Origin of the sequence: Citrobacter sp. XY323, from assembly GCF_025106035.1 — a bacterium.
Lineage (GTDB): Bacteria > Pseudomonadota > Gammaproteobacteria > Enterobacterales > Enterobacteriaceae > Citrobacter > Citrobacter braakii.
The window spans coordinates 531000-545041 of the sequence record NZ_JANYUK010000004.1; the positions used below are offsets into that span (position 1 = coordinate 531000).

12 protein-coding genes are annotated in these 14042 nt (G+C 55.6%); 2 read left to right on the plus strand and 10 right to left on the minus strand.

Going from position 1 to position 14042, the window contains the following annotated elements:
- The first annotated feature begins 17 nt into the window (after positions 1-17).
- Positions 18-935, plus strand: a complete 918-nt coding sequence (gene rbn / locus N0B36_RS08950) for a ribonuclease BN (protein WP_016157040.1) — start codon at positions 18-20, stop codon at positions 933-935.
- A gap of 64 nt (positions 936-999) precedes the next feature.
- A complete protein-coding gene (locus tag N0B36_RS08955; RefSeq protein WP_016157041.1) occupies positions 1000-2004 on the plus strand; it encodes a chemotaxis protein in 1005 nt (334 codons plus the stop codon).
- Between the two features lie 92 nt (positions 2005-2096).
- Here N0B36_RS08955 and nuoN read toward each other — a convergent pair whose 3' ends face one another.
- The 10 genes from nuoN to nuoE all read right to left on the minus strand — a co-directional run bounded on the left by nuoN (position 2097) and on the right by nuoE (position 14042).
- Positions 2097-3554, minus strand: coding sequence for an NADH-quinone oxidoreductase subunit NuoN (gene nuoN, locus N0B36_RS08960; protein WP_016153830.1), 1458 nt, complete (start codon positions 3552-3554; stop codon positions 2097-2099).
- 6 nt (positions 3555-3560) lie between these two features.
- The gene (nuoM, locus tag N0B36_RS08965; RefSeq protein ID WP_016153831.1) at positions 3561-5090 is read right to left on the minus strand and encodes an NADH-quinone oxidoreductase subunit M; all 1530 of its coding nucleotides are present in this window, start codon (positions 5088-5090) and stop codon (positions 3561-3563) included.
- A gap of 76 nt (positions 5091-5166) precedes the next feature.
- Positions 5167-7008, minus strand: coding sequence for an NADH-quinone oxidoreductase subunit L (gene nuoL / locus N0B36_RS08970; RefSeq protein WP_016153832.1), 1842 nt, complete (start codon positions 7006-7008; stop codon positions 5167-5169).
- Positions 7005-7307, minus strand: a complete 303-nt coding sequence (nuoK, locus tag N0B36_RS08975) for an NADH-quinone oxidoreductase subunit NuoK (RefSeq protein ID WP_006683663.1) — start codon at positions 7305-7307, stop codon at positions 7005-7007. The genes nuoL and nuoK overlap by 4 nt, the downstream gene beginning before the upstream one ends.
- Complete coding sequence (nuoJ, locus tag N0B36_RS08980; RefSeq protein ID WP_016153833.1) at positions 7304-7858, minus strand: NADH-quinone oxidoreductase subunit J; 555 nt, start codon at positions 7856-7858, stop codon at positions 7304-7306. The genes nuoK and nuoJ overlap by 4 nt, the downstream gene beginning before the upstream one ends.
- Before the next feature lie 11 nt (positions 7859-7869).
- On the minus strand, positions 7870-8412 hold the full coding sequence (gene nuoI / locus N0B36_RS08985; protein WP_005129470.1) for an NADH-quinone oxidoreductase subunit NuoI: 543 nt from the start codon (positions 8410-8412) through the stop codon (positions 7870-7872).
- A gap of 14 nt (positions 8413-8426) precedes the next feature.
- Entirely contained in the window at positions 8427-9404 is a 978-nt protein-coding gene (gene nuoH / locus N0B36_RS08990) for an NADH-quinone oxidoreductase subunit NuoH (RefSeq protein WP_016153834.1), read from the minus strand.
- Positions 9401-12127, minus strand: a complete 2727-nt coding sequence (nuoG, locus tag N0B36_RS08995) for an NADH-quinone oxidoreductase subunit NuoG (RefSeq protein ID WP_259687112.1) — start codon at positions 12125-12127, stop codon at positions 9401-9403. Before nuoG ends, nuoH begins: the two co-directional genes overlap by 4 nt.
- 80 nt (positions 12128-12207) lie before the next feature.
- Positions 12208-13545 (minus strand): NADH-quinone oxidoreductase subunit NuoF, encoded by a 1338-nt coding sequence (gene nuoF / locus N0B36_RS09000; protein ID WP_016153836.1) that lies wholly within the window; start codon positions 13543-13545, stop codon positions 12208-12210.
- Positions 13542-14042 (minus strand): NADH-quinone oxidoreductase subunit NuoE, encoded by a 501-nt coding sequence (gene nuoE, locus N0B36_RS09005; protein ID WP_003028069.1) that lies wholly within the window; start codon positions 14040-14042, stop codon positions 13542-13544. Before nuoE ends, nuoF begins: the two co-directional genes overlap by 4 nt.

Consider the following 14042-nt stretch of genomic DNA (forward strand, 5'->3'; position numbering starts at 1 on the left):
AAAAGTGTAACGCGAAGATGGAATTACTATTTTTAGGCACGTCTGCGGGAGTCCCCACGCGCTCACGCAATGTAACGGCAATTTTACTGAATCTGCAACACCCGACTCAGGCGGGGCTGTGGCTTTTCGATTGTGGTGAAGGAACGCAGCATCAGATGCTGACCACGCCATTTAACCCTGGAAAACTCGAGCGTATTTTTATCAGCCATCTACACGGCGATCACCTGTTTGGTTTACCGGGGCTGCTGTGCAGTCGCTCAATGGCCGGGAACGTCCAGCCACTGACGCTTTACGGACCAAAGGGATTGCGAGAGTTTACCGAAACGGCTTTGCGTTTGAGCGGCTCCTGGACCGACTATCCGCTGGATATTGTCGAAATCACCGCGGGTGAAATTGTCGATGACGGCCTGCGTAAAGTAACGGCGTACCCGCTGGAGCATCCGCTGGAGTGCTACGGTTTTCGTGTTGAAGAGCACGACAAACCGGGGGCACTTGACGCCAGCGCCTTGAAGGCGGCTGGTGTTAAAGCGGGCCCGTGGTTCCAGGATTTGAAAGCCGGGAAAACCATCGTGCTGGAGGATGGTCGAGCGATTAACGGCGCCGATTTTCTCGGCCCTGCCACCAGAGGAAAATCTGTGGCTATTTTCGGCGACACAGGACCTTGCGCGTCCGCCATTGAACTGGCACGCGGTGTGGATGTGATGGTACATGAAACCACACTGGACTCCTCAATGGAGGAAAAAGCCAACAGCCGCGGTCACAGCTCGACCCGACAAGCCGCCCAGTTGGCGCTTGAGGCCGGAGTGGGACGCCTGATCATGACCCACGTTAGCTCACGCTACGATGAAAAAGGCTGTCAGCGGTTACTCGAAGAGTGCAAAGCGATATTTCCAGACACTGAACTGGCTCACGATTTCGCCATTTTCACCGTTTAATGCTCCATTTTTCCGCCTCAGTGCCGATAACAGTGGAAAGGCTGGCTTTCACACTGAGGACAGGATGAACAATTTCCAGAAAGATATTGATGACAGGACAAACCTAACCCTGTCTAACCGTTTTGAACTGCTGCTGTTTCGCCTTGGCAAATCCGTCGAGGAGCAGAAATCAGAACTGTTTGGCATCAACGTATTCAAACTGCGTGAAATCGTACCGATGCCGACCTTTACGCGTCCCGCAGGTATGAAAGCCCCGTTGCTGGGTATGGTTAACATTCGCGATCAGGTGATCCCGGTGATTGATCTGCCTGCCGTCGCGGGCTGTAAGCCAGAGACCGGACTCAACATCCTGTTGATCACGGAATATGCCCGCAGCGTTCAGGCGTTTGCGGTGGAGTCGGTAGAAAACATTATGCGTCTGGACTGGCAACAGGTGCATACCGCCGAGAAAGCCGTCAATGGTCGCTACATTACCAGTATCGCCTGTCTGGACGACAACAAAGAGACTAACAATCTGGCGCTGGTGCTCGATGTCGAACAGATCCTGTACGATATTGTACCGTCGAACCACGACCTGCGCGCAACAGAGCTGAAAACCAATAAGTTCAACATTACGCCGGGTGCGGTGGCGATTGTGGCTGATGATTCCAAAGTGGCTCGCGCGATGCTGGAAAAAGGGCTTAACGCCATGGAGATCCCACACTTGATGCATGTGACGGGCCAGGATGCATGGGAAAAGATACAACAGCTATCTGAAGAAGCAGAAGCGGAAGGTAAACCAATCAGCGAGAAGATTGCGCTGGTGCTCACCGATCTGGAAATGCCGGAGATGGACGGTTTTACGCTTACCCGTAAGATAAAAACCGACGAACGCCTGAAGAAGATCCCGGTCGTTATCCACTCCTCACTTTCCGGTAGCGCCAATGAAGATCACGTACGTCGAGTGAAAGCAGATGGTTACGTGGCCAAATTCGAAGTCAATGAGCTGTCTTCAGTAATTCAGGAAGTGATGGATCGCACAGCGAAAGGCATCAGCGGCCCGCTGGTGAGCCGTCAACTTTCGGCCTGACGCCCCAGCAACTTGAAGTATGATGAGTATAGACAGGTAAAAAAAAGAGTCTGGACATTGTCCAGACTCTTTTTCGATCACAGCATGATGAATTACATCAGCGGAGCCGCTAACTGCACGATGCTGATCAACGGTTGCGGGTAGATACCCAGCACCAGTACCAGCAGGGCAGAAATCAGCACCACAATACCGCCCGCGCTGTACTGCCAGTTGGACGGCGCATCGCGATTCAGCTGCTGCGGTGCGCTCAGGTACAGGCTCACGGCAACGCGCAGGTAGTAGTACAAACCAATCGCGGAACCCACCACCACGGCGGCAACCAGCCACCACAGATTAGCCTGCACACCCACCGCCAGTACGTAGAACTTACCGATAAAGCCCAGCGTCATCGGAATACCCGCCAGAGACAGCATCATCACCGTCATCACCGCCGCAAGGATTGGGCGATGCCAGAACAGACCACGGTAGGAGAACAGAGAGTCTGCATCCGGGCCGCGGTACGGGCTGGACATCAGGCTGACCACACCGAACGCGCCGAGGCTGCTGAACAGATAACCGGCCAGGTAAACGCCAACCGCTTCCATCGACATCTCGCCGCTCTGCAGGGCAATCAGCGCCACCAGCAGGTAACCAAGGTGAGAGATAGAAGAGTAACCAAGCAGACGTTTGATGTTGGTCTGGCTCAGCGCCATCAGGTTACCGAAGATAATGGAAGCAAAGGCAATCACACCCAGCACGATCCGTACCGCTTCGCTATCACCTACCGGTGCGTACAGGAACAGACGCATCACCACGCCGAAGATAGCGATTTTGCTCGCCGTCGCCAGGAAGGTGGAAACCGGAGCCGGAGCGCCCTGGTATACGTCTGGCGTCCACAGGTGGAATGGAACCAGCGAGAGTTTAAAGCCGAGGCCAACAATCATCAGACCGAAGCCCGCCAGCAGCAGCGGTTCTTGCAGCATACCGTCGCCGAGGCTCTTACCGAGCGCGACAAACGACAGGTTGCCAGACTGCGCGTATACCAGCGCCATACCAAACAGCAGGAAGGAAGACGCTGCGGCAGACAGAATGGTGTATTTGATACTGGCTTCCAGCGAACGTTTCTGACGGAACGCATAGCCAACCAGACCAAACAGCGGCAGAGAGATAAGCTCAATACCAAGGAACAGCGCCGCCAGATGGTTAGCGTTAGCCAGCAGAATACCGCCGAGCGCGGCAATCAGCACCAGCAGATAGAACTCTTCCCGGTTGTCGTCGTAGCCTTCCAGCCACGGGTAAGCGAAGGTACAGGTGGCAAGACTCGCCAGCAGCACCAGCCCGGTGTAGAGCATGGCGAAACCGTCAACCCGCATCAGCGGGGTGACGTCCATAGCGCCCGCCTGGCCAACAAACCAGAGCGAAACCAGTGCGGCGTTAAGCCCAATGACCGACAGCGTGGCATTGAGGAAGTGATTGCGTCGCCACGCAATGGAGAGCATCACAACCACCACCGTCAAGCCGACGATCAGCAGCGGTAGCAGCGCAATCAGGTGTTGTGGAGTTATTGTCATGGCGATTTACGGCCTTGTAGTAGTAACGGAATTAACAAACCACTGCTGGATGTTGCTCATCGCAGAATGCGAGGTATCCAGAATCGGCTGCGGATAGAAGCCAAGCAGTACCAGAAGCACGACCAGCAACAGGATGATAAACAGCTCACGCAGCGACATCCCTGGCAGTTCAACACTGGCAATCTGGCTCTTCGCCTTACCAAAGTAAGCGCGATGCAGCATCGCCAGCGAGTAAACAGAAGCAAACACCAGACCAAATGTCGAGATCACGGTAATAACCGGAACCACCTGGTAGCTGCCGAACAGAATCATAAATTCGCCAACGAAGTTACCTGTACCCGGCATACCCAGCGTACACACTGCAAAGAACATTGACAGCGCAGGCAACCATTTCATTTTGCCCCACAGGCCGCCCATCATACGCATATCACGCGTGTGCAGACGTTCGTACAGCTGACCACACAGGATGAACAGACCGGCTGCGGACAGGCCGTGCGCGATCATCTGAATCACCGCACCCTGGTATGCCAACTGGCTGCCGGTGTAGATAGCAATCAGTACGAAACCCATGTGGGATACGGAGGTGTAAGCAATCAGACGTTTGATGTCGTACTGATTAAAGGCCATCCACGCGCCGTAGAAGATGCCGATGACGCCAAGCCACATTGCGATAGGTGCAAACTCCGCTGACGCATTCGGGAACAGCGGCAGGGAGAAGCGCAGCAGACCGTAGGCTGCGGTTTTCAGCAAGATACCTGCCAGGTCAACGGAACCTGCGGTCGGTGCCTGGGAGTGAGCATCCGGCAACCAGCCGTGCAGCGGAACCACCGGCATTTTCACCGCGAAAGCGATGAAGAAGCCCAGCATCAGCAGGTATTCCACACCGTGGGACATCGGAGTATTCAGCAATTCTTCATAGTTGAAAGTCCACACACCGGTCGCTTTGTAGTGCACAAACACCAGCGCCAGGATGGCAATCAACATCACCAGACCACTCGCCTGGGTATAAATGAAGAACTTGGTTGCTGCCGTGATACGCGTTTTACCGTCAGAGGCTTTATGCCCCCATAGCGCGATCAGGAAGTACATCGGCACCAGCATCATTTCCCAGAAGAAGAAGAACAGGAACATGTCGATGGCAAGGAACACGCCGATTACGCCGCCTAAGATCCACATCAGGTTCAGGTGGAAAAAGCCCTGGTATTTTTCGATTTCATTCCAGGAGCAAAGTACCGCCAGAACACCGAGCAGGCCGGTCAGCACCACCATCAGCAGCGACAGACCGTCGATAGCAAGATGAATCGAGATGCCAAAGCGTGGGATCCACGGCAGGACAAACTCAGACTGCCACTGCGGAATGCCAGTGGATTGCGTCAGTGAATAGCCGCCCTGCAACCAAAGTTGCAGGCCAAGCGCCAGCGTCAGTCCCATGGTAATCAGCGCGATCCAACGCGGCACCTTCACGCCAAAGCGTTCGGTCTGCCAGCACAGGAAGCCACCGATAAAGGGAATCAATATTAGCCAGGGTAGTAACATGGCGATTTTTATTCCTTTTTAAGGCCCCTAATAGAGGCCTGATTTTCAACGAATTTGGATAAAATTCACTTTACGATCAACGCAGTACCATCAACAGAGCCAGCACAACGACGGCACCGATGCTCATTGATGCTACATACCAACGCAGATAGCCGTTCTCGCTTAACAACAGGCCTTTACCTGCAAATCGGGAAAGGATCGCCGGAATGTTCATCATTGCGTTCAGCGGATCGCGTTTCAGCAGCCATGCAACGCCCAGGAACGGCTTGACGAACACTTTGTCGTACAGCCAGTCGAAGCCCCAGGCGTTATACCACCAGGTACCCAGCAGACGGCCTGGCGCACTGTTGGCAATCGATGTCACCAGAGTACGTTTACCCAGCCACAGCCATGCAGCGATCAGAATGCCTGCAATCGCGACGATACCGGAGGTAATTTCCAGGGTCATCACGCGACCATGCTCAAGCTCGGTCGTCGCAGGCAGTACACCCTGCAGCGGTGGCACAATCAGTGCGCCAACGAAGGTGGACAGGATCATCAGCACAATCAGCGGCAGATGATGTGTAATCCCCTTCCCTGCGTGAGCGTGAATTTGCTCTTTACCGTGGAACACGATGAAAATCATACGGAAGGTGTACAGAGAGGTCATGAACGCACCGACCAGACCTGCAACCATCAGGTTGATATGACCGTTCGCCATCGCACCGGCCAGAATCTCATCCTTACTGAAGAAGCCTGCGGTAATCAGCGGCAGAGCCGACAGCGCCGCGCCACCGATCAGGAAGCAGAGATACACCAGCGGAATAGACTTACGCAGACCGCCCATCTTGAAGATGTTCTGTTCGTGGTGACAGGCCAGGATAACCGAGCCGGATGCCAGGAACAGCAGCGCTTTAAAGAAGGCGTGCGTCATCAGGTGGAAAATCGCCGCGTCCCACGCCTGAACCCCGAGAGCCAGGAACATATAACCAATCTGGCTCATGGTGGAGTATGCGAGAACGCGTTTGATGTCGGTCTGTACCAGCGCGGCGAAACCAGCCAGTACCAGAGTGATAGCCCCGATAATCCCCACCAGATGCAGGATTTCCGGCGTCATCAGGAACAGGCCGTGAGTACGTGCAATCAGGTAGACACCGGCGGTAACCATCGTCGCGGCGTGGATCAGCGCGGAGACAGGCGTCGGACCTGCCATCGCGTCAGCAAGCCATGTCTGCAACGGCAGCTGCGCGGATTTACCCACCGCACCGCCCAGCAGCATCAGGGTTGCCCACATCAGCATGTTGTTACCATCTGCAAAGTGAGCAGGTGCCAGTTCCACCATTTCGCGGAAGTTCAGCGTGCCCAGCTCGTTGTAGAGGATAAACAATGCGAAGGCGAGGAACACGTCACCCACACGGGTCACGACGAAGGCTTTCATTGCCGCAGCGCCATTCTTCGGATCGGTGTAATAGAAACCGATCAGCAGGTAGGAGCACAGGCCCACGCCTTCCCAGCCGAGGTACATCAGCAGCAGGTTATCCGCCAGTACCAGAACCACCATGCTGGCGATAAACAGGTTGGTGTAGGCGAAGAAACGGGAGTATCCCTCTTCACCGCGCATATACCAGGAGGCGAACATGTGGATCAGGAAACCCACACCGGTCACCACACTGAGCATGGTCAGCGACAGGCCGTCCAGCACCAGATTAAAACCGATATTGAAGTCACCGACAGACATCCACGTCCACAGCGGCTGGCTGTAGGCCTGTTGACCATTAGCAAAGAAGTCAACGCCAACAAACGCGGTCACCAGCGCCGCCAGGCCAATCGACCCGACGCCCACGGTCGCGGACAGATTTTCTGACCAACGACCGCGAGAGAACGCCAGTAATACAAAGCCAATAAATGGCAGAATAATGGTTAAGGCAAGCATGTTCATCCACGCATCTCACTTACTGAATCGATGTTCAGGTTCTGGCGACGGCGATGAAGTTGCAGCAACAGCGCAAGTCCAATGCTCGCTTCCGCAGCCGCAAGGCTGATGGCGAGAATATACATCACCTGACCATCGGTCTGGCCCCAGTAGCTTCCGGCGACCACGAAGGCCAGCGCGGAGGCGTTAATCATGATTTCCAGCCCGATCAGCATAAACAGCAGATTGCGGCGGATAACCAGACCGGTTAAGCCCAGTACGAATAAGACAGCCGCGAGGATCAGTCCATGTTGTAAGGGGATCATGCGTGCTCCTCCGTTTTTCTTTTCGCGCGGTCATCGGTGCGATTGCTCAGCACTTCACCAGAACGCTCTTCGCGCCCTACGTGGAAGGCCACAACCAGACCTGCCAGCAGCAGCATCGAAGCCAGCTCGACCGCCAGTACATACGGTCCGAACAGGGAAATACCGACAGCTTTCGCGCTAATTGGCGTCCCGTCGATGCCCTGATCGTTAACACCCAGAATGGCATAAACAATAACCGCCAGCATGATGGCCGACAGAATCGCCGGTCCAATCCACACCTGCGGTTTCAGCCACTGGCGTTCCTGTTCAATTTCAGAACCACCGAGGTTGAGCATCATGACCACGAACACGAACAACACCATGATGGCGCCCGCGTAGACGATTATTTCCAGCGCCCCCGCGAAGTAAGCACCTAACGAGAAGAACACCCCGGAAATCGCCAGCAGCGAAATAATCAGGTACAGCAGTGCGTGTACCGGATTGGTGTGGGTGATCACCCGCAAGGTTGCGAGAATGGCTATCAGGCCACAGATATAAAAAGCGAACTCCATTGCCCCTCTCCTTACGGTAACAGGCTCTTGACGTCGATAGGCTTGGCTTCGTTCTCTGCTTCGCCCTTATCTTTGCCGTCGATTGCCATACCTGCCATCCGGTAGAAGTTATATTCCGGGTATTTACCCGGACCGGAGATCAGCAGATCCTCTTTCTCGTAAACCAGGTCCTGGCGCTTGTACTCACCCAGCTCGAAATCTGGAGTCAGCTGAATAGCCGTTGTCGGACAGGCTTCTTCGCACAGGCCGCAGAAAATGCAGCGTGAGAAGTTAATGCGGAAAAACTCCGGATACCAGCGGCCATCTTTGGTCTCTGCTTTTTGCAAAGAGATACAGCCTACCGGACACGCTACCGCACACAGGTTACAGGCAACGCAACGCTCTTCGCCGTCCGGGTCACGGGTCAGAACGATACGACCACGAAAACGGGGCGGTAGATAGACCGGCTCTTCCGGGTACATCTGCGTTTCGCGTTTCGCGAACGCATGCAGGCCGATCATCCAGATACTGCGTACCTGGGTGCCGAAACCTACTAACAATTCTTTTAAGGTCATGGTCTTTGTGTCCCTTATTGCGCCTGCCAGAGAATGACAGCCGCCGTTACCAGCAAGTTGACGAGCGTCAGCGGCAGACAGACTTTCCAGCCGAAGGACATTACCTGGTCATAACGAGGACGCGGTAACGACGCACGAATCAAAATGAACATCATCATGAAGAACGCGGTTTTCAGCGCGAACCAGACGAATGGCGGTAAGAACGGACCATGCCAGCCACCGAAGAACAGGGTAACCATCAGTGCAGAAATGGTGACGATGCCGATGTACTCACCCACGAAGAACAGACCGAATTTCATACCGGAGTATTCAATGTGGTAACCGTCGGCCAGTTCCTGCTCGGCTTCTGGCTGGTCAAACGGGTGACGGTGACACACCGCCACGCCCGCGATGGCAAAGGTGACAAAACCAAAGAACTGCGGAATAACGTTCCAGATATCAGCCTGGTTGTTGACGATGTCGGTCATGTTAAATGAACCGGCCTGCGCCACCACGCCCATCAGGGAAAGTCCGAGGAATACTTCGTAGCTCAGCGTCTGCGCAGACGCGCGCATCGCACCGAGCAGCGAGTATTTGTTGTTACTGGACCAGCCTGCGAACAACACCGCGTATACCGCTAGCCCTGCCATCATCAGGAAGAACAGGATCCCGATGTTCAGGTCAGCAACCACCCAGTTCGGGCTCACCGGCACGATGGCGAAAGCCAGCAGCAGCGAGGTGAAGGCGATCATCGGTGCCAGGGTAAAGATGACGCGATCCGAGAATTTCGGGATCCAGTCTTCTTTAAAGAACATCTTGATCATGTCCGCAACCAGCTGGAGCGAACCGCCCCAGCCAACACGGTTCGGTCCGTAACGGTTCTGGAACAGACCGAGCAGACGACGTTCGCCAAAGCTCATGAATGCCCCGCAGGTGACCACCACCAGCAGAATCACGACCGCTTTGAGAACGCTCAGCAGGATCTCAATCAGATCGGGTGTAATCCAACTCATTGTTGTGCCTCCTGCAGATCCTCAAGACGTGCACCAGCCAGAACCGGTGCGATGCCAGGCATACCCATTGGCAAACCAACCTGCCCTGCCGTTAATCCTTCAGCGATTTCAACCGGCAGCGTAACCGTGTTGCCATCGTAGCTAAAAGATACGCGCGTACCGGCATTCACACCCAACTTCGCGGCATCAGCCGGGTTGAGTTTGATGTACGGTTGCGGCATACGGGTCTGGAAGACAGGCGCACGCTGGGACATTTCGTCACTACCAAACAGATGATAGTAAGGCGCGACACGCCACTGACCATCCTGAGCCTGGAAGCTCGCCGGAACGGTTGTGAAGTAATTCAGACCACCCGCCGAAGCTTCGATCAGACGCACGCCCGGATCGCCATGACGCAGTTTACCGCCCACTTCATCCTGGAACTTGTTCCACGCCTGTGGGGAGTTCCAGCCCGGAGCCCAGGCAAACGGAATTTGTGAACGCGGCGCAGACGGTTGGTTATTCCCTTCCATAGAGAAAGCGAACATGGTGTCTTTGTCCTGCGGCTGACGCGGTTCGTGGACGCTGATGTTGGCGCGCATTGCGGTACGACCACTGTAGCGGTGCGGTTCACGTGCCAGTTTCTGTCCACGGATACGGAAGCTTGCATCCGGCGCGGCATCTTTAATACCCGCCAACTGCGGTAACTTCTCAACGACCGCGTCGATAACATGGTCGAGCTGCGTCCAGTCCACTTCACGACTCTGCACGGTACTGTGCAGCGAGTGCAGCCAGCGCCAGCTTTCCAGCATTACGGTGTTGCTGTCGTAGTAGGATGGGTCATAGACCTGGAAGAAACGCTGGGCGCGACCTTCGTTGTTAATTACCGTACCATCGCTTTCGGCGAAGCTAGCGGCGGAAAGCACCAGATGGGCGTTTTCCATAATAGCCGTGCGCTGATGGTCAACAACCAGTACCAGCGGCGCTTTCGCCAGCGCGGCGTTCACACGCGTTGCTGAAGCATGGCGATGCAGGTCATTTTCCAACACCACAACGGCGTCAGCACGACCTGTTTCCAGCTCGGTCAGCGCGTCGTCAAGGGAACCACCGCCAATCATACCCAGCCCCATGCTGTTAACAGAGCGAGCAATCATGGTGATCCCGACGTCTGCGCCACGGCCTTTCAGCGCCTTCGCCACGTTGGCAGCAGCCTGAATCACGTCGGCGCTACCGGCGTTGGTACCGGAAATAATCAGTGGTTTCTTCGCCCCGGCCAGAGCCTGAACGATGACGTCAATTTTGTTCTGCAGGTCACGGTCGATACCGTCAACCGCCGGGGCGTTGTTATCCAGCGCATGGGCGATCGCGAAACCTAAACGCGCCTGATCTTCAACCGGCGCACGGTAGGTCCATGCCGCGATATCATCCAGACGGGTGTTATCGACGTTGGTAACGAACAGCGGGTGCTTGGCGCGCTGGCCGATGTTGAGGATTGCCGCAATCTGCCAGTCGGCCACTTTCTGCGCCGCCGCCATTTCACGCGCTTTACCTTTCACCGCCTGACGCACTGCCAGCGCAACGCGCGCGCCGGTTTGGGTGACATCTTCGCCCAGGACCAGAACCGCATCGTATGACTCGATTTCGCGCAGTGCCGGGGTATGAATACCGCCGTCACGCAGCACGCTCAGAGCCAGTTGCAGACGTTCCTGCTCGCCCTGGGCAATACCGGTATAGAAGTTATCCGCACCGACCAGTTCACGCAGCGCGAAGTTACTTTCAACGCTGGCACGCGGGGAGCCGATACCAATCACTTTCTTCGACTGACGCAGAATATCTGCCGCGCCCTGCATCGCCTGTTCGGCGTTCAGCGTGATCAGGTCATCGCCACGACGCTGTACCGGCTGGCGTGGACGGTCTTTCAGGTTCACGTAACCATAGCCAAAACGACCACGGTCGCAGAGGAAGTAGTGGTTAACGGTACCGTTGTAGCGGTTTTCGATACGACGCAGTTCACCGTAGCGCTCGCCCGGGCTGATGTTACAGCCGATAGAACACTGCTGGCAGATGCTCGGCGCAAACTGCATGTCCCATTTACGGTTATAACGCTCGGAGTGCGTTTTATCGGTGAAGACGCCGGTCGGGCAAATTTCCACCAGGTTACCGGAGAATTCGCTTTCGAGCGTACCGTCTTCCGGACGACCAAAGTAGACGTTGTCATGTGCGCCATAGACGCCCAGATCCGCACCATCGGCGTAATCTTTGTAGTAACGTACGCAGCGATAGCAGGCGATGCAGCGGTTCATTTCGTGAGAGATGAACGGCCCCAGGTCCTGGTTGCGGTGAGTACGCTTCGTGAAGCGGTAGCGACGGAAGCTATGACCGGTCATGACGGTCATATCCTGAAGGTGGCAGTTACCGCCCTCTTCACAGACCGGACAGTCGTGCGGGTGGTTAGTCATCAACCACTCCACTACGCTTTCGCGAAACTGCTTCGCTTCTTCGTCATCAATTGAAATAAAGGTGCCTTCGGTGGCCGGTGTCATACAAGACATCACCAGGCGACCACGCGTGTCTTCCGCGTTTTGATATTGCTTCACCGCACACTGGCGGCAAGCACCGACGCTTCCCAGCGCCGGGTGCCAGCAAAAGTACGGAATATCAAGGCCGAGAGACAGACAAGCTTCCAGCAGGTTGTCCGCTCCGTTGACCTCATATTCTTTGCCGTCTACATGAATCGTAGCCATAGTCAGCATGCTTCCAGTTGGCTCGGTCTAAAACCGAGCGTTAATCGAATTTCTGATCGCGATTCAGGGTTACCCTGCTATTACCAGCGCTCTTTCAGCAGGTTCGGCTGAATACCACCAATCTGATGGGTATTGCTGAAGGACTGCTTGATGCCAGCTTCGAATTCTTCGCGGAAATATTTAATGGCGCTCTGCAGCGGCTCCACCGCACCCGGTGCGTGTGCACAGAAGGTTTTACCCGGGCCGAGGAAACGACACAGTTGCTCAAGCGTCTCGATATCCCCAGGCTGGCCTTCGCCACGCTCCAGCGCGCGCAGAATTTTCACACTCCACGGCAGACCGTCACGGCACGGCGTACACCAGCCGCAGGACTCGCGGGCAAAGAACTCTTCGAGGTTACGCACCAGAGGAACCATGCCAATCTCGTGGTCGACAGCCATTGCCAGCGCGGTGCCCAAACGGCTACCGGCTTTACCAATGCTTTCGAATTCCATCGGCAGATCGAGGTGCGCTTCAGTCAGGAAGTCCGTACCCGCGCCGCCCGGCTGCCAGGCTTTGAATTTCAGGCCATCGCGCATGCCGCCCGCGTAATCTTCGAGGATCTCGCGCGCGGTAGTACCGAAAGGCAGTTCCCACAGGCCAGGGTTCTTCACGCGACCGGAGAAGCCCATCAGCTTGGTGCCCGCGTCTTTGCTCTGCGAAATGTTCTGGTACCACTCCACGCCGTTCGCGAGGATAGCTGGTACGTTACACAGGGTTTCGACGTTGTTAACGCAGGTCGGCTTACCCCAAGCGCCAGAGCTTGCCGGGAACGGCGGCTTGGAACGTGGGTTAGCACGACGACCTTCAAGGGAGTTAATCAGCGCCGTCTCTTCACCACAGATATAGCGCCCTGCCCCGGTGTGGACAAACAGTTCGAAGTCGAAACCGGTGCCCATGATGTTTTTGCCAAGCAAGCCGGCTTCGGTTGCTTCGGCAATCGCGCGACGCAGATGCACAGCCGCTTCGATATATTCACCACGCAGGAAGATGTAACCACGGTACGCTTTCAGCGCAAACGCGGAGATCAGCATGCCTTCTACCAGCAGGTGCGGCAGTTGTTCCATCAGCAGACGGTCTTTATAGGTACCCGGCTCCATTTCATCGGCGTTACACAGCAGGTAACGGATGTTCATGGATTCGTCTTTCGGCATCAGGCTCCACTTCAGACCGGTGGAAAAGCCCGCACCGCCGCGCCCTTTCAGGCCAGCGTCTTTTACCTGATTAACGATTTCGTCCGGTGACAGCCCGGTCAGGGCCTTACGCGCACCTTCGTAGCCGTTCTTGCTACGGTATTCGTCCAGCCAGACCGGCTGTTTGTCATCACGCAGACGCCAGGTCAGCGGATGCGTTTCGGGAGTACGGATAATGTCTTTCATTTATACCGCTCCAGCAGTTCGGGAATGCCTTCCGGGGTCAGGTGAGCATGAGTATCCTCATCGATCATCATGTTCGGCCCTTTATCGCAGTTCCCCAGGCAACAGGTCGGGAGCAGCGTAAAACGACCGTCAAAGGTCGTCTGCCCCGGCTTGATGTTGAGTTTTTTCTCAAGCGCAGCCTGGATCCCCTGATAGCCGTTGATATGGCACACCACGCTGTCGCAATAGCGGATCACGTGGCGACCTACCGGCTGGCGGAAGATCTGGCTATAGAACGTGGCAACACCTTCTACGTCGCTTGCCGGGATCCCCAGCACATCAGCGATCGCATAGATCGCCCCATCCGGCACCCAGCCACGCTGTTTCTGAACGATTTTCAGCGCTTCAATGGACGCCGCACGCGGGTCTTCGTAGTGGTGCTTCTCGTGCTCAATCGCTTCACGCTCAGCCGCACTCAGCTCAAAAGCCTCGGTTTGTGGTTGTTGATTCTCGTGCAT